The 25,817-nt window shown below is 72.7% G+C and carries 21 protein-coding genes; 5 read left to right on the forward strand and 16 right to left on the reverse strand.

Features of this window, described 5'->3' with window-relative positions; all coding sequences use genetic code 11:
* Positions 1 to 22: 22 nt before the first annotated feature.
* The 7 genes from IEY78_RS23235 to IEY78_RS23265 form a co-directional block, all read right to left on the reverse strand.
* Positions 23 to 2,227 carry a hypothetical protein gene (locus tag IEY78_RS23235; protein ID WP_189101270.1) on the reverse strand — a complete coding sequence of 735 codons (2,205 nt, stop codon included), beginning with the start codon at positions 2,225 to 2,227 and terminating at the stop codon, positions 23 to 25.
* Positions 2,228 to 2,391: 164 nt separating this feature from the next.
* Positions 2,392 to 4,953: a DUF6603 domain-containing protein gene (locus IEY78_RS23240; RefSeq protein WP_189101272.1), complete on the reverse strand. Its 2,562-nt coding sequence runs from the start codon at positions 4,951 to 4,953 to the stop codon at positions 2,392 to 2,394.
* 554 nt (positions 4,954 to 5,507) lie between these two features.
* Positions 5,508 to 5,834 carry a histone-like nucleoid-structuring protein Lsr2 gene (locus IEY78_RS23245; RefSeq protein ID WP_189101274.1) on the reverse strand — a complete coding sequence of 109 codons (327 nt, stop codon included), beginning with the start codon at positions 5,832 to 5,834 and terminating at the stop codon, positions 5,508 to 5,510.
* A 106-nt stretch (positions 5,835 to 5,940) separates the two neighbouring features.
* Complete coding sequence (tgmC, locus tag IEY78_RS23250; protein ID WP_189101276.1) at positions 5,941 to 7,110, reverse strand: ATP-grasp peptide maturase system methyltransferase; 1,170 nt, start codon at positions 7,108 to 7,110, stop codon at positions 5,941 to 5,943.
* On the reverse strand, positions 7,103 to 8,065 hold the full coding sequence (gene tgmB, locus IEY78_RS23255) for an ATP-grasp ribosomal peptide maturase (protein ID WP_189101278.1): 963 nt from the start codon (positions 8,063 to 8,065) through the stop codon (positions 7,103 to 7,105). The genes tgmC and tgmB overlap by 8 nt, the downstream gene beginning before the upstream one ends.
* A gap of 5 nt (positions 8,066 to 8,070) precedes the next feature.
* Positions 8,071 to 8,361 carry a putative ATP-grasp-modified RiPP gene (gene tgmA, locus IEY78_RS23260; protein WP_189101280.1) on the reverse strand — a complete coding sequence of 97 codons (291 nt, stop codon included), beginning with the start codon at positions 8,359 to 8,361 and terminating at the stop codon, positions 8,071 to 8,073.
* 280 nt (positions 8,362 to 8,641) lie between these two features.
* Complete coding sequence (locus IEY78_RS23265) at positions 8,642 to 8,788, reverse strand: hypothetical protein (RefSeq protein ID WP_189101282.1); 147 nt, start codon at positions 8,786 to 8,788, stop codon at positions 8,642 to 8,644.
* 337 nt (positions 8,789 to 9,125) lie between these two features.
* On the opposite strand from IEY78_RS23265, the gene IEY78_RS23270 reads away from it, so the two are divergent.
* The gene (locus tag IEY78_RS23270; protein ID WP_189101284.1) at positions 9,126 to 9,962 is read left to right on the forward strand and encodes a helix-turn-helix domain-containing protein; all 837 of its coding nucleotides are present in this window, start codon (positions 9,126 to 9,128) and stop codon (positions 9,960 to 9,962) included.
* Positions 9,959 to 10,156, forward strand: a complete 198-nt coding sequence (locus tag IEY78_RS23275; RefSeq protein ID WP_189101286.1) for a DUF397 domain-containing protein — start codon at positions 9,959 to 9,961, stop codon at positions 10,154 to 10,156. Before IEY78_RS23270 ends, IEY78_RS23275 begins: the two co-directional genes overlap by 4 nt.
* Positions 10,157 to 10,207: 51 nt before the next feature.
* On the opposite strand, the gene IEY78_RS23280 is transcribed toward IEY78_RS23275, so the two are convergent.
* From IEY78_RS23280 to IEY78_RS23300, 5 genes are all read right to left on the reverse strand, one after another.
* Positions 10,208 to 10,627 carry an NUDIX hydrolase gene (locus IEY78_RS23280; protein WP_189101288.1) on the reverse strand — a complete coding sequence of 140 codons (420 nt, stop codon included), beginning with the start codon at positions 10,625 to 10,627 and terminating at the stop codon, positions 10,208 to 10,210.
* Between the two features lie 54 nt (positions 10,628 to 10,681).
* Complete coding sequence (locus tag IEY78_RS23285) at positions 10,682 to 11,980, reverse strand: CHAD domain-containing protein (protein ID WP_189101290.1); 1,299 nt, start codon at positions 11,978 to 11,980, stop codon at positions 10,682 to 10,684.
* Positions 11,943 to 14,225, reverse strand: coding sequence for an RNA degradosome polyphosphate kinase (locus IEY78_RS23290; protein WP_189101292.1), 2,283 nt, complete (start codon positions 14,223 to 14,225; stop codon positions 11,943 to 11,945). Before IEY78_RS23290 ends, IEY78_RS23285 begins: the two co-directional genes overlap by 38 nt.
* A gap of 802 nt (positions 14,226 to 15,027) precedes the next feature.
* On the reverse strand, positions 15,028 to 16,074 hold the full coding sequence (locus IEY78_RS23295; protein WP_189101294.1) for an ABC-2 membrane transporter-related protein: 1,047 nt from the start codon (positions 16,072 to 16,074) through the stop codon (positions 15,028 to 15,030).
* Positions 16,071 to 17,192 (reverse strand): ATP-binding cassette domain-containing protein, encoded by a 1,122-nt coding sequence (locus tag IEY78_RS23300; protein ID WP_444544922.1) that lies wholly within the window; start codon positions 17,190 to 17,192, stop codon positions 16,071 to 16,073. Before IEY78_RS23300 ends, IEY78_RS23295 begins: the two co-directional genes overlap by 4 nt.
* A 73-nt stretch (positions 17,193 to 17,265) precedes the next feature.
* Here IEY78_RS23300 and IEY78_RS23305 point away from each other — a divergent pair, with 73 nt between their 5' ends.
* The gene (locus IEY78_RS23305) at positions 17,266 to 17,880 is read left to right on the forward strand and encodes a GNAT family N-acetyltransferase (RefSeq protein WP_189101295.1); all 615 of its coding nucleotides are present in this window, start codon (positions 17,266 to 17,268) and stop codon (positions 17,878 to 17,880) included.
* A gap of 73 nt (positions 17,881 to 17,953) precedes the next feature.
* Here IEY78_RS23305 and mshD read toward each other — a convergent pair whose 3' ends face one another.
* The gene (mshD, locus tag IEY78_RS23310) at positions 17,954 to 18,877 is read right to left on the reverse strand and encodes a mycothiol synthase (protein ID WP_189101351.1); all 924 of its coding nucleotides are present in this window, start codon (positions 18,875 to 18,877) and stop codon (positions 17,954 to 17,956) included.
* Between the two features lie 176 nt (positions 18,878 to 19,053).
* Here mshD and IEY78_RS23315 point away from each other — a divergent pair, with 176 nt between their 5' ends.
* Positions 19,054 to 20,865, forward strand: coding sequence for a bifunctional metallophosphatase/5'-nucleotidase (locus IEY78_RS23315; protein WP_189101297.1), 1,812 nt, complete (start codon positions 19,054 to 19,056; stop codon positions 20,863 to 20,865).
* Positions 20,866 to 20,946: 81 nt separating this feature from the next.
* On the opposite strand, the gene IEY78_RS23320 is transcribed toward IEY78_RS23315, so the two are convergent.
* On the reverse strand, positions 20,947 to 21,855 hold the full coding sequence (locus tag IEY78_RS23320) for an SDR family oxidoreductase (RefSeq protein WP_229700131.1): 909 nt from the start codon (positions 21,853 to 21,855) through the stop codon (positions 20,947 to 20,949).
* A gap of 257 nt (positions 21,856 to 22,112) precedes the next feature.
* On the opposite strand from IEY78_RS23320, the gene IEY78_RS23325 reads away from it, so the two are divergent.
* On the forward strand, positions 22,113 to 23,498 hold the full coding sequence (locus tag IEY78_RS23325; protein ID WP_189101299.1) for an LmeA family phospholipid-binding protein: 1,386 nt from the start codon (positions 22,113 to 22,115) through the stop codon (positions 23,496 to 23,498).
* A gap of 51 nt (positions 23,499 to 23,549) precedes the next feature.
* On the opposite strand, the gene IEY78_RS23330 is transcribed toward IEY78_RS23325, so the two are convergent.
* Together IEY78_RS23330 and IEY78_RS23335 are read right to left on the reverse strand one after the other, a co-directional pair.
* On the reverse strand, positions 23,550 to 25,040 hold the full coding sequence (locus tag IEY78_RS23330) for a sensor histidine kinase (protein WP_189101301.1): 1,491 nt from the start codon (positions 25,038 to 25,040) through the stop codon (positions 23,550 to 23,552).
* On the reverse strand, positions 25,037 to 25,771 hold the full coding sequence (locus tag IEY78_RS23335) for a response regulator transcription factor (protein ID WP_189101303.1): 735 nt from the start codon (positions 25,769 to 25,771) through the stop codon (positions 25,037 to 25,039). The genes IEY78_RS23330 and IEY78_RS23335 overlap by 4 nt, the downstream gene beginning before the upstream one ends.
* Positions 25,772 to 25,817: the final 46 nt, after the last annotated feature.

Raw genomic sequence — 25,817 nt, forward strand, 5'->3', positions numbered from 1 at the left:
TTCGTCGCTCAGCGGGTGCGGGTCACGGCCGGGAGAAGGTCTGCACCTGCGGGGCGTTGATCAGCTGGAGGGCGAACTGCGCGGACGAGATCCGCGGCACGCCGTGTGCCGCGGACAGGGCGGGGACCAGGGCGTCGCCGCTGCCGTGGACGTTGAGGACGTCCCGGCCGCCGGGGCGCAGGAAGCGGCCGAAGCCGGCCGGTCGCGGGAACTCGCCCTTGGGGTAGCCGATGCGGTCCCCGCTGATCTCGCGGAGTTCGACGGTGCCGACGTCGCCGATGCCGAAGCAGATGCCGCGCGGCGGTTCGGCCAGCTCGAAGCGGTCGATCAGCCGCGGGTAGAGCAGCAGTTGGGTGTCGGTGCCGTGGACGGCGGTGCGCAGCGGTGCGACGGGGGTGCCGTCGGCGTAGGCGGTGACGATGGTCCCGGGCCAGTCGGGGACCAGCCGGGAGCGCAGGAGCACCGCGCAGGCCGGGACCGGGCCACCGGTGGTGGCCAGGGCGTTGAGGTCGGCGTCCAGCGCGTGGCCGACGCCGATGCTGAGTGCGCCGTCGACGGCGGCCCGGATCCAGCAGGGGTCGGCGTAGGCGAAGCGGATGCTCTCCGGCGGCAGGGCCCGTTCGTCGGGGAGCAGGTGCTCCAGGCCGAGCATCTCCAGCCGTCGCAGCCGGTCGAGCCAGTCGGTCACGGTGGTGAACTCGTCCGGGGCGGCCCGGGTCAGCACGTCGGCGACGCCCGGGGCGGCGAGCAGGGCCCGCGGATCGGCGGGGGTGCGGCGGGCGCCGGTGCCGGCGGACCGGCGGTGGCCGGCCCGCAGCTCCTGCCCGGCCCGGTCCACCGCCCGGGTGAAGCGGGTGCCCTCGCCGTCCCGCAGCATCCGGTCGAACGCCTCGCACGCCAGGGGTGCGGTGAGCTGACGCGGGTTCACGGCCCGCCCGGCCAGGTCGGGGTGGGAGGCCAGGCGGCGCACGGCGGCGCGGGCGGCGGAGCGGAACTCCATCAGCGCGCTGCGGAAGCGGTCATCGGCCAGCGCGAGGAGCCGCCCGGCGGTGAAGGCGGCGGCGTAGGCGGTGTCGAAGACCCCGTACTTCTCCAGGTAGATCAGTGCCTCGCCGGGGGATTCCAGCCGGGTCGCCGCCGGGCCGGGCAGTTCGGCGGCGGGCCGGGCGGTGAGCGGGCCGCGGTGGAAGGCGACGGTGCGCTCGCCGGTCTCCAGGCGTTGCGGCAGCGCGACGGCGCCGGACGCCATCCGGTCGAGGGCCTCTTGCTGCGGGGCCGTCGGCCGGTCCGGTGCGGCGACCGGCACGCGCAGCCGCAGCTCCGCCTCGGGGCGCGGGGTGACGCCGTCGGTGGTGGCCAGGTGCTGGCAGACGTCGCCGAAGCCGGTCCCGGAGTCCGACTCGCTGGTGAAGCTCCAGCAGGCCAGGGAGGTCAGCCGGACGCCCGCGGACGGGGCCGGGGCGGTCAGGTAGCGGTCGAAGCCCTCCAGGGAGACGAGGTGGACGACGTGCCGGCCGCCGGTGGCGGCGGGGAACCGGTTCGCGACGACGATCGCGTTCAGCTCCTTCTCGTCCGGCTCCGGGTCGTCCCCGGCCCGGGTGGCGTCGGGCGGGCCGCCCTCCCGGACGTGGGCGAGGTAGCCCATCTCCACGGGCAGCGGCGCGACCGCGTCGAAGAGCGCCGCCGGGACCAGGACCGTCGCGCAGTGCTCGTCGTACTCGTCGGGCCGCATGCTCTCCGGCGGCAGGGCGGGGGTCGCGCCGGGGCCCAGCCCGCCGTCGAGGTACTCGCGCACGGTGCCGGCGGTGACGGTGCCGACGGCGTCGCGGTCCTCGGGGAGTTCGTCCTCCCGGAACAACAGCAGGGCGAGCCAGGGGACTTCGCCCGGGTGGCCCGGTCCGAGCGGGCGGCTCCACGGCAGGCCGGGGGCGTCGAGGTTGAGGTGCGGCAGGGTCTGGCCGTATGTGCCGACGGCGTCCGGCACGGGGAAGCGGGCGTTGATGCCGCCCGGGCCGAGGCCGAAGCGCGGCTGGACGACGTCGAACGGCTGCGGCGTGGCGTCGATGACGCGGTCGCTGCCGTCGACGGCGCGGAGGATCTGCTGGTTGTCGATCCGGTACCGGCCGGCGTAGAGGGAGGGGATGCGGTGGTCGAAGAACCGGGTGCGGTGCCGGGCGGCGGGGGCGCTGGTGCGCGGCCGGGGCCCGGAATCGGGTGTGGTGGTCACGGACGTGCCTTTCGACAGGACGCGGTGGGGCGCGGCGGGACGCGGTGGGGTGCGGCAGAGCGCGGTGGTGGAGGGCGCCGTGGCGGACGCGGGCTGGGCGCCGCGGCGCCGGGCCGGTGTGCACGGTGGGCGCCCGGCGGGTCCGTGCGTGCGGACCGGGCGGGTCAGCCGGCGGGCACCAGCATCGGTTCGGCGGTGAAGGCGGTGCCCGCGGCGTGGGCGTATCCGCTCAGGTCGTTGTCCAGGGCGCCTGCTCCGGCGCCGAGCCGGGTGAGCGCCTCGGCCAGCGCGGCGCGGTTGCCGCGGGTGCCGGCGGTGTCGATGCCGCCCGTGATCTTTCCGATGACCCCGCCGGGCCGCCGCGGCACGGGCCCGGACGCCTCCTCGCCCGCGGACAGCGGCTGGTCGCCGTCGGGGGCGATGGGGTCGAAGGAGATGCCCTTCTCGTCGATGAAGCCGGTGGAGGTGCCGTGGTCCACCGGCGGCGACACCAGCCGGACCCCGAGGATCCGCCCGGGGATCAGGCCCTCCCCGGGGGCGTCCGGCTGCTCGCCCCACAGGCCGTTGGGCACACTGCCGCGCAGGACCGTACGGCCCCAGTCCGCCAGGCTCTCCGCGCCCGGGCCGCCGTCGGAGCCGTTGTAGGCGAGCCACACCCGCAGCTCGCTCTGCCGGTCCTTGAGCCGCATGGGGAGGATGTCCAGCGTGTCGTCGGTCTCGACCGGGGTGGTGCTGTCGCGGTCCAGGTACAGCCTGCTGACCGGCGCCTGGGTGTCGGCGGTGAAGGTGAAGCCGCCGCTGTCGACGAGCCACGGGGCGGTCCCGCCGCGGGTGGCCGGGGCGCCCTCACCGGTGTAGCCGCTGACCGGGGTGGTGCGGACCATGTTCTCGGGCGGCGGCAGCATGCCCTGGAAGCCGCCCCAGCCCAGGGCGGGTTCGCCGCTGCGGCGGGCCGCGCCGAAACCGATGGTGAAGGAGATGAACCAGAGGTGGACGGTGGCCTCGCCGCCGACCGCGGGCCCCCACACCCGCAGGCTGACCCCGACCTCGATGGAGATCCTGATCTTGACGAACCACACCTTGATGGTGGCGGAGACGCCGACCCTGATCCCGAGCCCCACATCGAAGTAGAACGGATTCCACTCCAGCAGGGCGTCGAACCGAGCGCTGAGCCAGGCGCGCAGCATCCCCGACTGGAAGGTCACGTCCAGCCCGCCGCCGGCCATCAGCGACTTCGGGGTGAACGCGGCGTACGCGCTGCCGGTGATGTTGACCGTGGAGCCGACGCCCCAGGTGATGCCGGCGGGCTGCTGCTTGGGGTAGCGGGCGGGCAGCTCCCGCCCGCGCGGCAGCGCGCCGAGGAGCAGCGCGAAGTCACCGGCGTGGGCGTGCTCCCCGAACCAGAACTTCATCCCGACGCCGCCGCGCAGCTTGCAGTTCGGGTCGATGAGGAAGGTCTTCTCGGTGAAGCCCGCGCTGATGCTCAGCTCCCCGGCGGTGGGCCTCAGCGTGGCCTCGATGCCGATCTCCACCCGGGCGATCTTCTTGTCGCTCTTGGTGGGCAGTTGGGCGCCGGCCACCCCGAGCAGACTGATCGTCAGGTCCGAGCCGGTCTGCACCAGCGCCATGGCGTGGCCGCGCAGGGTCTCGAAGCAGTCGAAGGCCAGACCGGCGGCGAACCACAGATCGCCCTCCTGCGGCCGCACCCAGGGGTTGGAGCCGCCGATCAGCTCGCTCAGCACCTTGAGCGGATCGACCTCCTCGTCGTCGGCGCCGATCTCGCCCGGGTTGTCGAGGGCGATCAGGAACGGGAAGCCGCCCAGCGCGTCGGCCGACGGCACCCGCACCCGGCTGTTCCAGCCGAACCCGGCGGAGATGCCGCGCACCTGGAACAGCGGCGGCCCGAACCCGGTCTCGCTGCCCAGCGATCCGTACGCGAACAGGGACGGCTCGGCCCCGCTGCCGTCGGGCACCACGTACGCGCCCATGGCGGAGCCGTTGAACGCCCCGGTGTCCACCAGCAGCACCCCGCCGACCACGGTCTTGTACGGCGGGGCGGCGGGCAGCGCGGTCAGCGCCCCGGCGATGCGCAGCGGCGGATTCACATAGTCGATGCTCAGCCCGTTCTCGCCGCCGGGCGTACCGATCGGCGACCAGCCGCGCACCGCCGGGGAGTCGAGCAGCCGCACGCCCTGGCGGCGGCGCGCCGGGGGGCGGGGGGCGAGGATGCCGTGCTCGGTGAGCAACGCCCTTGGCCCGCGCGCCCGTTCGCGCTCGGCGGCGGTCCGCAGACGAACCGTGGGAAGCGCCCGGCCCAGCCCGTCCAGCCGCTCCGGGTCGGCCCCCGGCACCGGGCGCCGGACGGTCAGCGGGAGGCAGCGGCCGTCGCTCACCACCCAGGCACCGGGCAGCAGTTCGGCGCCGGCCGGGGCACCGTCGACGAGCAGCAGCGCACGGCCCGCCCCCAGATCGACGGCGGCCAGCGCGCCGGTCACCAGCTCGTCCTCGCCGGTGAACTCCATGCGCACCGGCATCGGCGCCGACGACGCGGTGGTGGCGGCATGTCCGGTGACCCACAGCTCCTTGGGGTCGCACCTCGCGCCGTCGACGCGCAGCATCGTGCCGCGGAACACCAGCTCCACGGCGCCGTCACCGAGAAAGGATGCCGGGATCTCCGGGGCGCCGCCCGGCGCCGCCCGCTCAAGGATGTCCCGGATGTCTCCCACACGTACTGTCACAGCTTCCAGCCCCCGAACCACGCAGAAGGGATAGACAGACCAGACGAGGCCCAGCGGCAGGAAACTCGCATACCCGGCGCGGAACCTCGCCCACTGTGTCCGGTATGCGGCAGGCGGCACAACCACGCCCGCCCGACTTGGCCGGAAGCCCCCACCCGCGGCGCGAAATCACCGAACGTGACCGAACGACGACGGAACGTTTCTGGCGCCGGCCGGGGCGCGGGCGCGGATGCGAGTGCGGGTACGGCGAGGACGACACCCCTCCCACTCGCCACTACAGCAACAGCTTCCCGCTTGTCCCATTTAACTCCCGGCCGCCGCCGAGCCATGCACCGGCGGAATTCCGTGCGCTTTCCGGACCCGAATCCGGGCCCCCGAAGAACGACGGAACCCGCCTCGCGAAGCCGCCGAACCACCCCCCATATCCCATATCCCAGGAAGCGGCCACCCCCTCACACAGACACCCGCCGGGACCCCCGTCCACAGGGGCCCCGGCGGATTTCCGCGCCTTCCGGCTCTTCCTTCTCTCCCGGATTTACCGGCTATTTCTTGTCCTGCGCGTAGGCCTCACGAATGGAGGCGGGCACCCGGCCGCGCTCGCTGACCTCGTACCCCTTCGACTTCGCCCAGGCCCTGATGGCGGCGGTGTCCTCCCCGCTCGCCGCCTGCTGCCGCGACTTCCTCGACTTACGCGTCCGGCGGCCCACCCGCGTGAACGGCGCGACGGCCTCCAGCAGCTTGTCGTAGCTGTCCGGGCCCAGGTCGACCTCGTAAGTGACGCCGTCAAGAGACAAGGTGTGCGTGCTGACCTCGGCGGTCTCTTCACCCGTGAGATCATCCGCGTAGATGGTGATTACTTTCTGTGCCATACCGCGATTTTACGTGCCCCCGGCGAAATCACCGCATCGCGGATCCGACGGGTCAGTTTCGGATTCGTGAGGGGGATATTGCGGGCCGCGCATTGGCGTCCGTCGCTCACACGAGAGGCTGTTGCCAGATGAGCAGCGGGTGGTCCTCGACCCAGTAGGTGTGGGCCCGGTCCGTGATGTGGAGGCGCACGGCGGAGATGTCGGGGCTTCCCGCGTCCTGCCACGCGGCCAGTGCCCGTTCGATGTCGTCCCACAGCGCCACGGGACCGCCCTGGCGGACCGTCCAGGCGTCGCCGGCCGCGGTGAACTCGGCGAAGGACTCGCGGGCCGGATCGAAGACGTACCGGAGCGGGGCGCCTTCGCGCGTCGCGGCGCGGACGAACTGCGCCCCTGGGGCGATGAGTTGGGCGAGGAAAGCAGGCATCCAGTCTTCCAGCAGGGTGGGCGGGAACTCCGTCCGCCGCTCGCTGTCGGCGTAGGCCGTGCGGGCCGACAGGTCCCCGGTGACCGGTGGTGCGGCCTGGGACCGTGCCTGCATGAAGGAGGAGGGGCCGGTGATCCTGCCCTCGGCGGTGCCGTCCGCGCCCACGACGACCCTGGCCAGGCCCGTGCCGTAGCCCCAGGAGCCGCCGACGGTGGCCAGGACGATGCCGCCCGGCTCGGTCTGCCTGAGCCAGGTGTAGGGGATGCGGCGGACGGCGCAGGTCGCGATGACACGGTCGTACGGCGCACGGCGGGGATGGCCGAGGAGCCCGTCCCCGGTCACGGTCCAGGTCTCGAATCCGGCCGTCCCCAACGCGGCGTCCGCACGGGCCGACACGGCGGGGTCGACCTCCACCGTCGTCACGTTGTCCTCGCCGAGCCGGTGGCACATCAGGGCCGAGGAATACCCGGTGCCGGTGCCGATCTCCAGCACGCGGTGGCCGTCTTCGACCTCCAGGCGCTCGATCATGTCCAGCACGGTGACCGGGGTGGTGGAGGACGACGTGGGCGAGCCCGTCACGAGGTCGCCGGCCTGGTCGGCGGTCAGGTGTCCGTCGAGCTGCGTGGTCAGGGACCGGTCGCTGTAGGCGATCTCCACCCACTCGGCGGGATCGGACCCGAGCGCGGTGACCGGCCGCCAGCGGCCGCCCTCCTCGGGCAGGAACACTCCGGGATGCAGGAACAGCTCACGGGGAACGGCCTCCACCGCCGCTCGCCATGCGGGAGTGGTGAGGACTCCGGCCTTCTCCAGCCGGTCGGCGAGCGCACGCCGCTCGGGCGCGGTGTCAGTCATGGGTACTCCCTTGCGTCAGCAGTTCGGCGAATGCGGCGGACATGTCGAGCCCGGTCGGCCCTTCCAGCCACCCCCATTGGCCGTTCGGGTTCAGCTCCAGCCACCAGTGGTCCCCCGCCCGGTCCACGGCGAGGTCGAAGCTCCCGGACACCAGCCCGAAGTGATCCAGGAAGGAGAGAAGTGCCGCGCTCAGGCGGGCGGGCAGGTCTGTCACGGCGTAGGAGAGCGCGGAGTAGTCCTTGCGCCAGTCCAGCAGGCCGGAGTCGATGCGTACGGCGAAGATCTGCCGGCCGACCACCAGAACCCGCACGTCGGCGGCCTTGTGCACGCGGGCCTGGAACAGGTGCGGTGTCACGCGCACGCGGTCGTCGATCTCATCCGCCGTGACCGGATCCGCCCATCCCGTCACCGGGACTCCGTCCCGCTCGTACGGGGTCCACCGCAGTGTCTTGTAGATCACCTGGTCATGGTCATCAATGAACGCCCTTGCTTCGGCTGGGTCGTTGGTGACCAACGTGGGTGGCACGGTGAGGCCGAGCCGCTGGGCGACGGCGAGTTGTGCGGGTTTGTAGTCGGCGGCGGCGTTGCGGAGCGGGTGGTTGACCCACAGCGGGCCGTCGAGCGCGTAGAGGGTGCCGCCGAGCCCGTGGCGCACCTGCGCGGCCGCGAACCGCGCGTCGTCCTCGCTCAGGTAGGGGAAAGCGGGCCAGACGGGGCGGCGCCAGTACACCGCCCGCACACGGGTCAGATCGGCGGTTCTCGACCGGGTACGCACCTGCCCGGCCACGGGAGCCGGGCAGGCACCGAACCGAGCCGAGACCGTCAGGCCCGCACCGATGTCGGAGGGATCGACCCTGGCCACCGGTACGCCGCGCCGGTTGAGTTCAGTGATCACCATGTCGGCGGTGACATCGTCCGCCTCGGTGACCACGAGAACCGGCCTCTCCTCGGTCACGGCCATCAGTCCTGCGTGCTGTCCTGGTCGTGGCCCTGGTCGTTCTGCGAGTCCGCATTCGTGGTCGTCGAGGTCTCGGTACCGGAGCTGGTGCCGTGCTTGCCCATCTCGACGATGTCGCCGGCACGGTCACGGAAGACGCCGAGCTGCGTGGCGGGGTCGATGGCGACGGTGGCGTGCGGGCGGCGAACGGTGTTCGGATACGGCGCGAGCCGGTCGGCGCCCCAGGGACGGGTCGCGTTCGCGGTCGTCTCGGTCGCCTGAGTCGTCTTGGCGGTTTCGGTGGTCGCGATCATTGCTCGATCTCCTTCTTTTGTCGGGCCCGGCCCGGTGTGGGCTCGGGGAGGGCCTGTCCGTGGCGACGGACAGGCCCACGAGCGGAGTGACCGCCCCGTCCGCGCCGGTGGCGGAGGGGCCTGTCGTCCGGATCGAGGGCGCCGGAACGGGGGATGTGGACCACGCCGGATGTCACGTCCAGCGCGCCCCCGTATGGCGTCCACGGCCCCTGGGGGCTGTTCTCGTACGGCGTTCCGGCAAAGGGGGCAGCGGCGGTCTCGCGCACGGCCGGGAGACCCACTACGCCTCCTCCCCCTCGACCGGCACTCCGTCGTGCTGGGGATGCCGCCTCAGCAGCACGCGGCAGTCGACGGCCTTCGACTTGTCGCCGCGCCGCACCGCGTCCGCCAGTTCGGCTCGCAGCGTCCGGCACTCGTCGCAGTTCACAACGACCGCCCCAGCGGCCCGTACTGCTGCCACCGCGCGTAGTCCCGATGCATACGCGCCCGAAGGCTCGTCAACGCCTCGCTGTCCGAGTCGGTGTCGGCGTCAGCGTCTCTGCCCCGCTCGTGTTCCGGGTGGTCGTCGGGGCCGGTTGTTTCGTCTGCCGGCTCGTCCGTGCCGCTGCGGTGCCGAGCCGCCGCAGGGCGGTCGGGGGGAGTCTGCCTCTGCGACAACGACCGCTCCTCTCTGTAGTCATTCCACTACCGGGACGACTCAGGCTGGCCTACAGTCGGAAGCCGTTCAACTTGTCAGAGATGGAGGAAGCGTTGGTGAAAGCTCCTTGAATCGCAAGGAATTGACGCCGGACCACAGCCCTCGGGAAGCCTTCGGGGCGCGTCTACGCAGCTCGCGGGAGGCACGCGGCTGGACGCAGGAGGAGCTTGCAGAGCGTCTGGGGTATTCCAGTACACACGTGTCAGCGGTCGAAACTGGTCGCAAGCCCCCGACCTTGCGCTTTTCGCGCAGTGCCGACCGCGTATTCGGCATCGCAGGCACCGTGGACACCTTCGAGCGGCAGTTCCGCGAGATCCAGCACGGCAGCCTGCTGGAGGGCTTCCCGGAGTACGTCGGCTACGAGGGCCGCGCGGCGGAGATCCGGCTGTACGAAGTGGGCGTCATTCCGGGTCTGTTGCAGACACCGGAGTATGCGTCCGTAATCGTCGAAAGCGCCGTCAAACGCGGAGCGATCGCGCCCGAGCAGGCGGACGAGCGGTTGTCGCTCGTGACGGAACGGCAAGCGGCGCTGGTACGTACGCCTCCGCCCCTGGTCTTCGTGGTGCTGGACGAGAGCTGCCTACGTCGGCCCGTCGGCGGACCGGCTGTCATGGAAGCGCAGTTGGAGAGCTTGATCGAGTTCGCCGAGCTGCCGAACACGGTGCTCCACATCGCCCCGTTCGACATGGGGGAACGCCGCCCGCTCAGCCTCCCGATCACGGTGCTGACACTGTCGGATCGCTCGCTCATGTCGTACGCGGAGTCGTCGCAACGAGGCCATCTCGAGCGGGAAAGTACCTCGGTGCTGCCCATACTGACGGCCTACCATCAGCTACAGGCCGGCGCCCTCTCCCAGGCGGCGACCGTAGCCATGATCAATGAGTTGCGAAAGGGCACCCCGTGACCGAATCCCTCCGCTGGATCAAATCCTCGTACAGCGAAAACGGCGGACAGTGCATCGAGTGGGCACCGGAGCACGCGGCGGCCACCGGTGAGTTCCTGGTCCGTGACAGCAAGGACCCGCACGGCCCCGCTCTCGCCTTCCCCGCTCAGCAGTGGTCGCACTTCGTCGAGTACGCGAAGGCACAGGCCGTCTGAACCCCCATCCACGACACCCCAGGGCCCTCCCGGGCATCCCCGGGAGGGCCCTCACGCCAGGTGCAGGGCGGCGAGCAGGGCGTCCACCAGGGGGCGGTCGCGTTCCTGGGTGAGGCGGTGGCGGGCGGCGGACGGGGTGAGCCATTCCAGGCGGTCGACCTCGTTGTTGGGGGTGAAGGCGCCGGCGACGGCCTCGGCGGCCCAGTAACGGACCTGTTTGGGGCGGCCGTTGGCCACGTAGGTGGAGGTGGGCAGGGGGGCGCCGGGGCGGCAGGACATGCCGGTCTCCTCGGCGACCTCGCGGACCGCTCCGGCCAGGGCGCTCTCGCCGCGCTTCAACTTGCCTTTGGGATGCGACCAGTCGTCGTACTTGGGGCGGTGGACGAGGGCGATCTCCAGGCCGTCCTCGCCGGCCGCGCGGCGCCACAGGACGCAGCCCGCCGCCCGTACCGGCCGCTGCACCACCGTCACGTCCTCATCCCCTTCCGGTCGGTCATGGCATGCGTCGGGTCTGCCGGGTGTTCCTCAGCCGGTCCGCTCGGGCGGGCGCGGCAGCCATACCCGGCCGAAGGCGAAGCGGGCCGCTTCCACTTCGTGCCGCTGGTCGGCGTGGAGCACGCCGAGGGCGTAGGCGGTGGCCGGGGCGATGCGGGGGGTGCGGGCCGCGGCGGTGGCCGCGGCGGCCGCCTCCGCGGCGTCGCGGTGCCACTCCAGGGCGCGGCCGGCCTCCGCCAGCCGCTGCTCGGCGTCCTCGGGAGCGATGACCTCCCGGGCGTAGCGGCTCAGCCGCACCAGCATCCGGACCTGGTGCCAGGGCGCGTCCTGGCGCTGGTCGGCGGCGAGCGCGGCGGCGTTGTACGGGTAGCCGGCGCGGGAGAGCGGCAGCGCGGCCACCGCCTCCACCAGCCGCCGGTAGGCCTGGTCGGCGAGGGGTGGCAGCGCCTCGGCGGCGGGCAGTTCGCCGTTCTTGCCGGCCGGCGGGGCCTCGGAGGCGAGCACCGCCACGGAGTCGGCGACGGCGTGGAAGCGGGAGGAGCCCAGGGCCTGGAGCGCGGCGGAGTGGGCGCGGGTGCGGGCCAGGGTGAGCTGGCGGTCGAGCAGCGCCCCGGCCCGCGCGGCACCGGCGGCCAGGGCGCCGTCGGGATCCGGCTCGGTGGCGGCCTCGGGGGCGGCCTCGGGGGCTGTGGACGCGGCGGCGGGGCGGCCGGTGCGGTCCCGTCCGTTGCGCTGGTCGCGTTTCGGCCGGGCTCCCCGGTCGTCGGGGCCGCCGGGGTCGGGCCGCTCGCCGCGGCCCGTGAGCCGTTGCAGGGCCGCCATCAGCCGGTCGCGGCGGGCCGCGCAGGCCTGTTCGCGGGCCAGGGTGCCGGACAGCCAGCCGAGTTCGGCGCGGAGCTGGTCGGCCCAGGCCTCCTCGGTCAGCGGCCGGTAGGTGTGCAGGGTGGCGCTGATCCGGCGGGCGGCGCGGCGCAGTTGGCGGGCCGCGTCGCCGGCGCCCTCCGCGTCCGCGCCGCTCTCGCGGTGCAGCCGCAGGCTGCGCAGGAACTCCGCGGCCTGCTGGTGCAGATAGCCGGCGAGGACCTCCTCGGCGGTACGGGTGCCGATGCCGGTGCCGGGGCGGGCGGCGTCGTCGTCCGCGGTGGGGTGGGTCATCAGCGGTCGGGGTGCGATGCCATGGGGGCTGCCGTCTTCCGCGCGGGGTGCGTCCACCACGGCGGAACGGGCTCCGCGCGCCCCGCCGAACTCGTATCCGATGCCGATAAGACCCGCCGGCCCTCCGGTCTGCTGGTCATGTCGCTGGGCCACGCCGGCGCCTCCGGGCGTCAATGAGCATTTCCTGTACGTTGCGCAGCGGCGCGCCGTCCGCGTCCACCGCGTGCCGCATCCAGTCGCCGTCCGGGCCCAGGTGCCAGGAGGACGTGGTGTCCGATGTCCCGGTCTCCAGCAGCCGGTTGAGGGCGATGCGGTGGGCCGGGTCGGCGACCCGCACCAGTGCCTCGATCCGCCGGTCCAGATTGCGGTGCATCATGTCGGCGCTGCCCAGCCACACCTCGGGCTCGCCGCCGTTGCCGAAGACGAAGACCCGGGAGTGCTCCAGGAAGCGGCCGAGGATGCTGCGGACGCGGATGTTCTCGCTCAGGCCGGGGACTCCGGGGCGCAGCGCGCAGATGCCGCGTACCAGGATGTCGACCGGCACACCGGCCTGCGAGGCGCGGTAGAGCGCGTCGATGACGGCCTCGTCGACCATCGAGTTGACCTTGATGCGGACGTAGGCCACCCGGCCCGCGCCCTGGTGGTCGATCTCCGTGGTGATGCGCTGTATCAGGCCGTCCCGCAGGGACTTGGGCGCGACCAGCAGGCGGCGGTAGGTCTCCCGGCGGGAGTAGCCGGAGAGCCGGTTGAACAGGTCGGAGAGGTCGGCGCCGACCTGCGGGTCGGCGGTCAGCAGCCCCAGGTCCTCGTAGAGCCGGGCCGTCTTGGGGTGGTAATTGCCGGTCCCCACATGGGAGTAGCGGCGCAGCATCTCGCCTTCCTGGCGGACGACCAGCGAGAGCTTGCAGTGCGTCTTGAGGCCGACCAGGCCGTAGACGACATGGCAGCCGGACTCCTCCAGCTTCCGGGCCCACTTGATGTTGGCCTGCTCGTCGAAGCGGGCCTTGATCTCGACCAGGACGAGGACCTGCTTGCCGGACTCCGCGGCGTCTATCAGGGCGTCGACTATCGGGGAGTCGCCGGAGGTGCGGTAGAGCGTCTGCTTGATCGCGAGGACGTCCGGGTCGGCCGCGGCCTGCTCCAGGAACGCCTGCACGGAGGTGGAGAAGGAGTCGTAGGGGTGGTGCAGGAGGACGTCGCGGGCGCGCAGGGCGGCGAAGATGTCCGGGGCGGAGGCGGACTCCACCTCGGCGAGGTCGCGGTGGGTGCCGGCGACGAACTTGGGGTACTTCAGCTCGGGCCGGTCCAGGGCCCCGATCCCGAAGAGGCCGGTGAGGTCCAGCGGGCCGGGCAGCGGGTAGACCTCGGCATCGGAGATCTTCAGCTCCTGGACGAGCAGATCGAGCACGGCCGGGTCGATGGACTCCTCGACCTCCAGGCGCACCGGCGGGCCGAACCGCCGCCGCATCAGCTCCTTCTCCAGGGCCTGGAGGAGGTTCTCCGCGTCGTCCTCCTCGACCTCCAGGTCCTCGTTGCGGGTGACCCGGAACATGTGGTGGGCGCGCACCTCCATCCCCGGGAACAGCTCCTCCAGATGCGCGGCGATGACGTCCTCGATGGGGACGTAGCGCTGCGGGGAGGCCTCCAGGAAGCGGGAGAGCAGCGGCGGCACCTTGACCCGTGCGAAGTGGTCGTGGCCGCTGACCGGGTTGCGCACGACGACGGCCAGATTCAGCGAGAGGCCGGAGATATACGGGAAGGGGTGCGCGGGGTCCACGGCCAGCGGCGTGAGCACCGGGAAGATCTGCTGGCGGAAGAGGGTGAACAGGCGGGCCTGCTCTTTTTCGGTCAGCTCGGGCCAGCGGATCAGATGGATGCCCTGGTCGGCCAGCTCGGGGGCGACGTCCTGCTGGTAGCAGGCGGCGTGCCGGGCCATGAGCTCGCGCGAGCGGGTCCAGATCAGGTCCAGCACCTCGCGGGGCTGGAGTCCGGAGGCGGAGCGGGTGGCGACGCCGGTGGCGATCCGCCGCTTGAGTCCGGCGACCCGGACCATGAAGAACTCGTCCAGGTTGCTGGCGAAAATCGCAAGGAAGTTCGCCCGTTCGAGGAGCGGGGTGGCCGGGTCCTCGGCCAGCTCCAGCACCCGCTCGTTGAACGCCAGCCAGCTGCGCTCGCGGTCCAGGAACCGGTCGCCGGGCAGCTCCTCGCCGTCCACGCCCACCACGCCGCGGTCCTCGTACGCATCGGGATCGGCGTCGAGGTCGGGTTCCAGCCCGGGCACCGTCCCACGGACCGCTTGCGGGCGGTGCGCGGCGATGGAGCCCACCGACGGCTGCGCCGAGGGCGGCGCGGCCTTGGGGGGCTTCGGGGTCGACGTCTCGGGCTGGACCTGTGCCTGAGCGCTGGGCTGCTGGTTCATGTCCTTATTCTTCCGCGTACCCGGGGTTCCAGGCGCGTCGGGAAGAAGCGGCGGCGCGACATGGAGCCTGTAGGTCGGGACGTTCGGCACAGCGGGCTGCATTCAGCGATGCTCGCAAGCGACGTTGAATCGCCGGTAACGCGGATATGGCCGCCAGGCAAGCGGGGTGCTACTCCCCGGGGCATTCCGGGGGTGGCGGGCCCGGGGACGCCGGGTCCGGTGCCGTCGGGCGACGCGGCGCGCCGGGGGCGGCGCCTCCCGGAGTCCGGCCCTGCGCCGGGCCCCGCGGTGCGACGCGCCCCTGGTGCCTGCCCCGACGCGGCCGTGGTCACACGCCCGATTATAGACGGGAGCCGGGAAATTCCCGGGGCCCTTTTGGATCACTTGCGATCAAGCGGGGGGTGTGGAGAGAGGGCTACGGAATTCGCCGTGACCTGCGTTTCTCCCTTTCCTCGATTCCCCACTCCCCCTTTCCTTGCCCTCGCTCCCCCGATTCCGTTTATCGCGCATGGGGTTTTCCGCCTTTTGCCGCTCGGATTCTCGCGGCGAGGGAGGCGGGGAGGGGCGGGAGCCGGCCGCCGGGTCGGGGGCGCGTGATGCGGTTACGGGTGGGGCGTCGCGCCACCGCCCCGTCCCATCACGACATATGGCGAACGCGGCCCACCCTCAAGGCATTTGACCACCGGAACACCCCGAAAAGCCCCTCTCCCCCCGGAAGGAAATCCTGCCGAGGAGAGCGGGCGCGGACCGGAAGGCCCCGGAGAAGGAAACGGGTAAGAGGAAATGGGGAATGCAGCCCCTCTCACCCGTGGCGGCGCCGCATCACCCGGAAGGCGAGCACGGTCAGTACCGCCGCCAGCGCCAGCACGAGACCGGCCTCGAAGAACGCGAGAGGCCAGTGGTCCGAGGCCGGGTGGTGGTCCATGTACTGGCCGGCCACGTGGTGCTGCCGCAGACAACCGTCGAAGTCCTGGTCGGGCCGGCACGGCACCTCGGGCAGCCGCTCGCCCGAGGTCGTGTAGTACCCCTGGTCGACCAGCCACGAGCTGTCCGCCACCTGGGTCGGCTCGCTGTTCCCGAACTTGGCCGTGGCGAGCGGCAGCAGATGGGGCCTGAGCACCGCGAACGCGTACTGCACCAGCGCCATGAGGGCCAGCGTGACGCCCATCGCCGACACCGTGCGGCGCAGCAGCAGACCGGTCAGCGTGCCGATCGCCAGGCCCAGCAGGGCGTAGGCGACGGGCACCGGGCCGAGGGAGTTGAAGCCGAGGGTGGAGTACCAGTACGCGCCGGACACCTCGTCGCCGCCGACCTGCCAGAGCCAGGTGTAGGCCGCCGACATCAGCGCGCCGGCGGCGACCACGACGACGGCCGGCAGCGCCGTCTTCGCCGCCAGCCAGCGCAGCGGGCCGACCGACTGGGACAGCACGAGCTTGTGGGTGCCGGCCTCCAGCTCCCGGGCGATCAGCGGGGCGCCCAGGAACACGCCGACCAGTACGGGCAGCAGCACCAGACCCGCCTCGGCCAGCTTCATCGACGGGTTGTAGGCGTCGCGGAAGGCGGTGACCGGGCCCTGGGTGTCCGAACAGCGCGCGACGAGGGAGATCTGCGAACAGCCGGCGATGTGGTGCGCGTCGATGAACGCGGCCATCCGCCCGCGCAGCACCGCGCACCAGACCGCGCCGCCGGCCGCCGCGGCGAGCAGCACACCGAAGACCAGCCGGTGCTGGCGCCAGACCAGCCAGACGAGGCCGCCCAGCGGTCCGCGGCCGCCCGTGGGGCGGGGGCGCTCCGGTGTGTCCGCGGTGCGCTCGTGCCCGCTCGCCCCGAGGTGTGCCGTGCTGGTCATGCCGCCGCTCCCTTGCCGCTGTGATGGTCGTGCCGTGTGCGTTCCGTGCCGCGCGGCGGGCTCTCCCGGCCGCCCGGCAGCCACGCCGGGCGGGGCGGTCCGTTGCGCGGCATGCCGGGGATGCCGGGGTTGTGGCCGGGCCGGCGGCGCGGCGGTGCGGAGACCGGCTCCGCGCTCGGCGCGATCAGTTCGGGCGCGCCGGGCGCGCGGAGATAGCCGAGCAGGAGTTCCTCCAGGGACGGTTCCGCGGTCTCCCAGGGCCCGGCGGCGACCCGGCCGTCGCGCCGTACGAGCGCGGTGAAGCGCGGCCCGGACAGCTGGGCCTCGACGACCGGGTGCGCGGCGACCTCCGGCGGCAGCCCCGGCCCCCGGTGCCGGCCCATCACCAGGGCGTGCGCCCCGATGACGTCGTCGACCTCGCCCGCGAGCCGTACCCGGCCGTCGCGCAGCACCAGCAGGTAGTCGCAGACCCCGTCCAGCTCGGCGAGCAGGTCCGACGAGAGCACCACGGTGGTGCCGTGCTCGGCCGCCTCGGCCAGCAGCAGCGCCGCGATCCGGTGCCGTACGAGCGGGCCGAGGTCGGCCAACGGCTCGTCGAGCAGCAGGAGTTCGGGGCGCTTGGCGAAGGCGAGGGCGAGCGCCAGGCGGGTGCGCTGCCCGCCGGAGAGGGTGGCGACGCGGGCGCCGAGGGGGATCTCGCCGTCGTCGACGAGCCGCTCGGCGTACCGCCCGTTCCAGCGGCCGGGGTTGAGCGCGCGGCCCAGCTCCAGCGTCTCGGCGACGGTCAGCCGGCGGTAGAGCGGCTTGTCCTGGGCGAGGTGGGCCACGACGGGGCGGGCCTGGGCGGTGGCGGGGGCCTCGCCGCGGACCCGGATCGATCCCTCGGTGGGGCGGGTCAGCCCGGCGGCCAGCGAGAGCAGGGTGCTCTTGCCGGCGCCGCTCGGTCCGACCAGTGCGCAGATGCGGCCGGCCGGCAGCCGGAAGGTGCAGTCGCGCAGGACCCAGCGGCGGCGGTGGCGCCGGCCGAGGCCGATCGCCTCGATGGCGGTGCGCCCCGAGGCCCTGACGGCCGCCTCGCCCCTGGTCATCGGCCGCATCGCCGTCCCCCTCTGATGCATTCCACTAATTAAGTAGTGAAAGGGTGAGGGAAGTGGGCTGCACCTGTCAACCTCCGCTGCGTACGCTGCCCGCGTGCCCAAGCCATCCGTGCCCGTGAGGCCACCGCTGCCGTACACCCCCGACTACCCGATACGCACCGCACGCCTGGATCTGCGCCCCGTCACCCACGACGACCTGGCGGCGATCCACGCCTACCAGCGCCTCCCCGAGGTCTGCCGCTACCTCTACTGGGGACCGTTCGACGAGGCCGGGTCCCGGGCCTCCGTCGCCGCCAAGGCCGCCCGCACCACGCTGCGCGCGTCCGGCGACGTCCTCCAGTTCGCCGTCGTCGTGCGCGCGAGCGGCATCCTGGTCGGCGATGTCACCTTCGTCTGGAAGAGCCGCGAGCACCGCCAGGGCGGCATCGGCTACGTCTTCCACCCCGACCACGCCGGCCACGGCTACGCGACCGAGGCGAGCCGGGCGCTGCTGCGGCTCGGCTTCGAGGAGCTGGGGCTGCACCGCGTCCAGGCGGAGCTGGACGGGCGCAACACCGCCTCGGCGCGGGTCCTCGAACGGCTGGGGATGCGCCGCGAGGGGCATCTGCGGGAGAACGAGTTCCTCGACGGGGAGTGGGCCGACGAGGTCGTCTACGCGATGCTGGCGCGCGAGTGGCGGGCACGGCAGCAGGCCGCGCCCGGGCAGTGAGAAGCGGGGCGGGCCGCCGTGGGCCCGCCCCGCAGGGTCGTTCATCCGGGCCGCTCTCAGGGCGGCCCGGCGCTCACGTCTCCGAGCGGTACATCAGATCCGTCTCATGGGTAGCGAACCCCATCCGCTCGTACACGCTGACCGCCGCGGCGTTGTCCGCGTCCACGTAGAGCATCGCCGTCGGCAGCCCCTGGGCGGCCAGATGGCGCAGGCCGACCGAGGTCAGCGCCTTGCCCAGGCCGCCGCCCTGCGCGCCCGGACGGACCCCGAGGACATAGACCTCGCCGAGGCCCTCGTCGGCGTGCACCTTGGTCCAGTGGAAGCCGATCAGCCGCCCGTCCTTCTCCGCCAGGAAGAACCCCTTGGGGTCGAACCACGACGCGGCCTTGCGGTCGTCCAGGTCGCGCTGGATCAATGAGCCTTGCTCCGGGTGGTGCGCGAACGCCTCCGCGTTCACCTCCAGCCAGGCCTCGTCATCGGTGCCCGGCTGGAAGGTCCGTACGGACACCCCCTCGGGGAACACCGGCTCCGGCAGCTCCAGATCCGTCAGCGGGCGCCGCATCTGCCGCAGCTCCCGGAACATCGTCAGCCCCAGGGTCTGGGCGAGGTGCCGGGCGGCCGGATGCCCGCCGTGCGCCCAGATCCGCAGTCGGCGCCCGGACTGCTCCAGCAGCTCGCTGCCCAGCGCCCGGCCGTGCCCGCGGCCGCGGTGACCGGGGTGCACCACCAGTTCGGCGGCCGGCGCCTCCACCGGGTCGGTGTCCTCCAGCTGCCCGTAGGCGACCAGTTCCTCGCCCTCGGTCTCGTCGCCGGGCACGTACACCAGCACATGGCGCACGCCGGGGCGCCGGCCCCCGCGCAGCTGCAGCCGCCCCTGCTCGGACACGGCGGGCTGCCCGTCCGTCCGTGCGGCCCGCTCGATCAGATCGACGACGGCCGCGGCCGTCTTTGGCGCGACCTCGTCGACCACCTGGATCCTGCGGCCGACCCGGCCCATCTCCTGTGCAGCGTCAGTCATGCGTGAAGGGTACGACCCTGCCGGGTTCCGCGAGGGGCACCACCCGCGCACCCCGCCCCCCGACCCGCAACCAGGTCGTCACCTGTTCCCCCTGTTGCGCTACGCGCGTCGACAATAAGCTGCCGTCCGCTCAGGACCATCCAGGAGGGGAACACATGCCACCGAGACCGCAACGGCGCCGCACCATCAGCAGATTGACGATCGGCGCCGCCGTACTGGCCGCGGCCGCCACCGTCACCGCCGCCGCCCTGCCGGCCGGCGCCGACACCGGCCACGGCTCCCGCACCGGCCGCACCGTCGATGTGCAGCTGCTCTCCTTCAACGACTTCCACGGCAACCTCGAACCGCCGCAGGGCTCCTCCGGCACCGTCGAGGAGCGGCAGCCGGACGGCAGCAAGAAGAACGTCACGGCGGGCGGCGTCGAGTACCTCGCCCAGTCCCTGCGCACGGCCCGTAAGGGCCACCCCTACTCGGTCACCGCGGCGGCCGGCGACCTGGTCGGCGCCAGCCCGCTGCTGTCGGGGCTGTTCCACGACGAGCCGACCATCGAGGCGATGAACAAGCTGGGCCTCGACGTCACCTCCGTCGGCAACCACGAATTCGACGAGGGCCGGGCGGAACTGACGCGCCTGCAGAACGGCGGCTGCCACCCGAAGGACGGCTGCTACGAGAAGGGCAAGAAGTTCCGGGGCGCCGGCTTCCCGTACCTCGCCGCCAACGTCACGGACGAGAAGACCGGAAAGCCGCTGCTCAAGCCGTACACCGTCTGGAAGCACAAGGGCGTGAAGATCGGCTTCATCGGCGTGACCCTGAAGGGCACCCCGGACGTCGTCAGCGCCGGCGGCGTCAAGGGCCTGAAGTTCCACGACGAGGTCGAGACGATCGACAAGTACGCCAAGGTCCTCAACCACCAGGGCGTGAAGGCGATCGTCGCCCTCATCCACGAGGGCGGCCAGCCCGCCTCCACCTCCTACAACTACAACTGCGACAGCCCTGGCCCCGGCGACGGCATCTCCGGGCCGATCACCGAGATCGCCAAGCACGTCACCCCGAAGGTCGACGCGCTGGTCACCGGCCACACCCACCAGGCCTACGCCTGCACCATCCCGGACCCCTCCGGCCGGCCCCGCACCGTCACCTCGGCCGCGTCCTACGGCAAGCTCTACACCGACACCACGCTGACCTACGACCGCCGCACCCGTGACATCGTGCGCACCCGCGTCACGGCGCCCGGCGCGGTCAACCACGTCGTCGACCGCACCCAGCCCAAGGCCGCGGACCTGACGTCGCTGATCGCCCGCTGGAACAAGCTGGCCGCCCCGGTCGCGAACCGCCCCGTCGGCCACATCTCCGCCGACATCTCGGGCCGCGGCACCGAGGCCCCCGAGTCCCCGCTCGGCGACGTCATCTCCGACGCCCAGCTGGAGGCCACCAAGGCCGCCGACAAGGGCGGCGCGCAGCTCGCCCTGATGAACCCCGGCGGCATCCGCTCCGACCTCGCCTTCAAGGCCTCCGGCCCGGAGGGCGACGGCGTGGTCACCTACGGCGAGGCCTTCACCGTCCAGCCCTTCACCAACATGATGAACGTCGTCGACCTCACCGGCGCCCAGCTGCTGACCGCACTCCAGCAGCAGGTCAGCGGCCCCAACGAGGCCTCCCCTAAGATCCTCCAGGTCTCCAAGGGCCTGACCTACACCCTCGACATGACCAAGTCGGGCGCGGACCGCCTCGTCAAGGACTCGGTGAAGCTCGACGGCACCGCCCTCGACCCCGCCAAGACCTACCGCGTCGCGATGAACGAGTTCCTGGCCGGCGGCGGCGACGGCTTCCCCGCCTTCAAGGACGCCAAGAACAAGTACGTCGGCCCCTCCGACCTCGACGCCCTCACCACCTACCTCACCGCCCACTCCTCGGCGACCACTCCCCTGACCCCGCCGAAGGCAGACCGCATCACGGTGCTGAAGTAGCCCCCGACTCCACACCTTCCCCGCGCCCCCGCTCCGGCCATCCGCCGGGGCGGGGCGCGGCGATTCCACCTCGTGTCCCCGTCAGGAGAAGTCCGCCGCATGGTCGCGGGCCCACTCGGCGTAGGTGCGGCCCGGGTGGCCGGTGACGCGGGGTACGGCGTCCGAGACGGGGAAGGTCGGTGCGTCGACCATCGTGCCGAAGAGGGCGACCAGTTGCCGGGCGGCCTCCAGCGGGAAGTGCGGGCCGGCCATCGCCTCGGCCGCGGCTTCCTCGGAGATCTGCTCGACCCGTGTCTCGCGTCCGGTGGCCCGGCCGATCTCGGCGACCTGCTGGGCGATGGTCAGTACTTCCGGGCCGGTGACGAGGTACGCCTGGCCCTGGTGCGCGCCGCCGCGGTCCAGCAGGGCGACCGCGGCGACGTCGGCGAGGTCGGCCTCGTGCACGGGCGAGCCCTGGGCGCCGGGGTGGGCGTCCCGCACCACGCCGGACGCCCGGATCGACGGGGCCCAGGCGAGGGTGTTGGCGGAGTAGTTGCTGCCGCGGACGAAGGTCCACTCCAGCCCGGACGCGCGCACCGTGCGCTCCGCTGCGGCGTGCATGCGGGCGATGTGGTTCGTGTCGTCGGCGGGGGTGCCGGTCACCGCCATCGAGGAGTTGAGGACGATCCGGCGGACGCCGGCCGCCACGGCGGCGTCGACCAGGGCGGTCACCGCCTGCTCCCCGCCGGCCGCCAGGTTGAGATACAGCGCGTCGGCGCCGGCCAGCAGCGGTGCGAGGTCCTGGGCGCCGGTGAGGTCGGCGCGGACCGTCTCGGCGCCGGCGGGCAGCGCGGCGCGCGCCGGATCGCGGGTCAGCGCGCGTACGGCGGCACCGTCCGCGAGAAGGTGGTCGACGAGGCGGCGGCCGATGTTTCCGGTGGCGCCGGTGACCACGATCACGGGGGCGCTTTCGGGAGAGTGGGCGGGGTGGGTGGGGTTGGCGGCGTTCATGGGGGTGGTGTCTGCCTTTCCGTTGTCGGGGCGTGGTGCGGCGGACGAGGAAGAGGGAGAGGAAGAAAGAGGGGAGTGGCGGGCCGGGCGCGGGCGCGGGTGGCTGTGGGCCGGGTCACCCGGAGGTGTGACGGTAGTTCAGCGCGGGCCACGGGCGGGGCAATTTTTTATCAAGGGCGGCGCGACAAGGCGGGCATACACGACTTACGTCCGATGCAACTTGCGTTCGAGGGACCCGCTCATGGTGGGATGTACGGATGCGCACCCCCACACGCATACCCTCGCCCGCGCCCGCCGCGCCGCACGGTAGCGATTCCCCTGCCGCGGGCGACCCGGACGACCCCGCGGGCGAGACCAGAAGGCTCACCCCGGTGGGACCGGCCAACCCGTACGCGGATCTGGCGGCCCTCGCCGACCCCGAGCCGGAGCCCGAGGCGGACCCCGCCGCGTACGACGCCGACGGGACGCCCCGGCGGCGCACCTACCTCAACGAGCGCGACGACAGCGACGACCCGCTGGGCCTGGGGCTGCGCTCGGACGACGAGGCGGACGAGGGCTGGAAGCCGCCGAACCACCGCCGCAAGAAGCGCGGCATCAGCCGCTTCGCGGCCATCCCGATCGCGCTGAAGCTGCTGGTCGCGGTGCTGGTCGGCACCTCGTTCCTGGCGCTCGGCGACCGCTTCGCGGTGCTGTACGCGCAGAACGCGGCCGCCAAGAAGCTGAAGGAGTCGCTGCATCTCAACGCGACCCCGGAAGTCGACATCAAGGGCTTCCCGTTCCTCACCCAGCTCGCGGACAAGCGCGTCGACCAGGTCAAGGTGACCATTCCCGACCTGGCCGCCGACCGGGTCTCGCTGGCCAAGTTCGAGGCCACCGCGGACGACGTACGTCTCGACGGCGACCTGCCCAGCTCCATCAAGGGCGCCACGATCGGGCAGATGCACGGCAGCGTGCTGCTCGCCTTCGACGACATGAACCGCGAACTGGGCGCCTCGCAGGTCAAGTTCAGCGAGATGGGCCCCGACGCGGTGCGCGCGGTGGGCCAACTGCCCATCGCCGGGCACGACCTGCGGGTCCGGGCGCAGGCGAACATCCACCGGACCGGCGAGCGCGGCATCTCCACCGACATCAGCCGGATGCGCCTGGACATCGGCGACATCGCCGTCTACCGCCCCGGCACCGGCAAGGAGGAGGGGCTGCGGCTGACCCGCAAGACCGCGGCGCAGCTCAGCCGGGAGGCCGCCAAGGTCAAGGCGATGCTGAGCATCCCGGCGATCGCCGACCGGATCGGCATCCCCAAGGCCTACCTCCAGGACGCCCTGAACAGCGAGGAGAAGCTGCACGAGCTGACCGGCTCGCCGCGCTTCGTCCGGCAGCTGATGAAGGTCAACCTCGTCGACGTGGTCACCGACCACCCCTGGCTGCTCCAGAAGGTCGGCATCGACCCGAAGATCTTCGGCACGCTGTCCGGCCTGACCAAGCCGCAGATCGCCGACCAGCTGTCGCTGTCCTTCCAGCTCCCCAAGACGCCCGGCAACGTCCGGCTGCGGCACATCTCCGTCGAGCGGGACGGCATCCGCGCCGACCTCTCGGGGGTGGAGCTGCCGTTCGGGGACGCGGCGAAGAAGCACGGCGGGAAGTAGCCGGGAAACGTCCGGAACGGGCCCCGGGGGAAACCCCGGGGCCCGTCGTCGTCACCGCGGTGCGGCGGGCGGCTCCTGGGGCCGCTGCGGATCGGGCGTACCCGGCGGCGGGGTCGCGGCGCCCGGCAGCGTCAGCACCGCCTCGGTGCCGCCCAGGTCCGCGGACTTCAGCCGGACCGCGCCGCCCGCCTGCTGCGCCGTCCGCGCCACGATCGACAGTCCCAGCCCGCTGCCCGGCAGGCTGCGCGCCGACGGGGAGCGCCAGAACCGCTCGAAGACATGCGGCAGTTCGTCCTGCGGGATGCCCGGGCCGTGATCGCGTACGGTCAGCTCGCCGCCGGTCAGCCGGACCTCGACGGTGCCGCCGGGCGGGCTGAACTTCACCGCGTTGTCGAGCAGGTTGACCACCGCCCGCTCCAGCGCGGCCGGCTCGGCCCGGACGTACCAGGGGTGCAGATCCGCCGCGAAGTGCAGCGACGGGCCGCGCAGCCGGGCCCGCTCCAGCGCCGCCCCGGCGACCTCGTGCAGCGCGATGACCGCGATGGCGCTCTGCCCCGGCTCCGGGGGCCGCGACAGCTCCTGGAGATCGCCGATCAGCGCCGCCAGCTCCCCCATCTGGGCCTTCACCGAGGCCAGCAGGGCCTCCTTGTCGGCGGGCGGGATCGGCCGGCCGGACTGCTCGCTGCGCACCAGCAGATCGATGTTGGTGCGCAGGGAGGTCAGCGGCGTGCGCAGCTCGTGGCCGGCGTCCGCGATCAGCTGCTGCTGGAGGTCGCGGGAGGCGGCCAGCGCCGCGGTCATGGAGTTGAAGGAGCGCGACAGCCGGGCGATCTCGTCGTCGCCGTCGGCCGGGATCCGGATGGCCAGGTCCTCGGTGCGGGCGACGTGCTCGACGGCGTCGGTCAGCCGGTCCACGGGTTTGAGGCCGGAGCGGGCGATGACCAGTCCGGCCGTGCCCGCGCCGACGACACCCAGCCCCGCGACGGCGGCCAGCAGCAGCGCGAGGCGGTTCAGCGCGCTGTCGACCTCGGTCAGCGGGCGCGAGATGGACACCGCGGACGGCAGGCCCTGGACGCGCTTGGTCAGCACCCGCACGTCCGTCCCGTTCGTGGTGACCGCGTCGTGCAGGGTGTCCCCCTGCACGCCCTGTGCCACCCCGACGTCCGCGGCCTGCACCTTCACCGGCTGGGAGTTGGGCCCGATGCAGCGCGAGCCGTCGCCCCGCACGATCTGGACGTTGTAGAACCCCGGTGGGACGTTCTTGTTCTCGGCCGGGTCGCTGGCGCGGCAGTTGACGTAGGTCGCCTGGAGGTACTCCGGGCCGATGGTGACGTTCTGGAGCGTGTTGTCCACCTCGTCGCGCAGCTGGGTGCGGGTGAGCAGCCAGCAGGCCAGCGCGGAGACCGCCACCGCCACCGCCACCGCGGCCGCGGTGAGCAGGGTCAGCCGCTCGCGCAGCGGCAGCCGGGCGAAGCGCGCGCCGAGGCTGCTGCGCGCCGGGCCGGTGCCGCCCGCCGCGGGTGTCCCGGTGCCCTGGCTCATTCCGCACCGCCGTCCGCCCGCAGGACGTAGCCGACCCCCCGCACGGTGTGCACCAGCCGCGGCTCGCCGCCCGCTTCCGTCTTGCGGCGCAGATACATCACGTAGACGTCCAGGGAGTTGGAGGTGGGCTCGAAGTCGAAGCCCCAGACGGCCTTGAGGATCTGCTCCCGGGTGAGCACCTGCCGCGGGTGGGCGAGGAACATCTCCAGCAGGGTGAACTCGGTGCGGGTCAGCTCCACCGGCCGGCCGGCCCGGGTCACCTCGCGGGTCGCCAGGTCCATCCGCAGATCGGCGAAGGTCAGCGACTCGCCCTCCTCGGGGCCGCCCCCGCCGGCCGCGTACGAGCTGCGGCGCAGCAGGGCCCGGATCCGGGCCAGCAGCTCGTCCAGCTCGAAGGGCTTGACGAGGTAGTCGTCGGCGCCGGCGTCCAGCCCGGTGACCCGGTCGCCGACCGTGTCGCGGGCGGTCAGCATCAGGATCGGCAGCGTCACCCCGCTCGCCCGCAGCCGGCGGGCGGCGGTCAGCCCGTCCATCCGGGGCATCAGGACGTCCAGCACGATCAGTTCGGGGTCCCAGGCCGCGACCTTCTCGACCGCGTCCAGGCCGTCGACCGCCTGCTCGGTCACATAGCCCTCGAAGACCAGGGAGCGCTGCAGGGCCTCGCGGACCGCGGGCTCGTCGTCGACGATCAGGATGCGGGCGGGATGATCACCGTGCTCGGCGGGGCTCATGTGCGTGGCTACCTCGGGTCGATGGGGAACGGCCGGTCCTCAGCCT

It is taken from the genome of Streptomyces kronopolitis (assembly GCF_014646275.1).
GTDB lineage: Bacteria > Actinomycetota > Actinomycetes > Streptomycetales > Streptomycetaceae > Streptomyces > Streptomyces kronopolitis.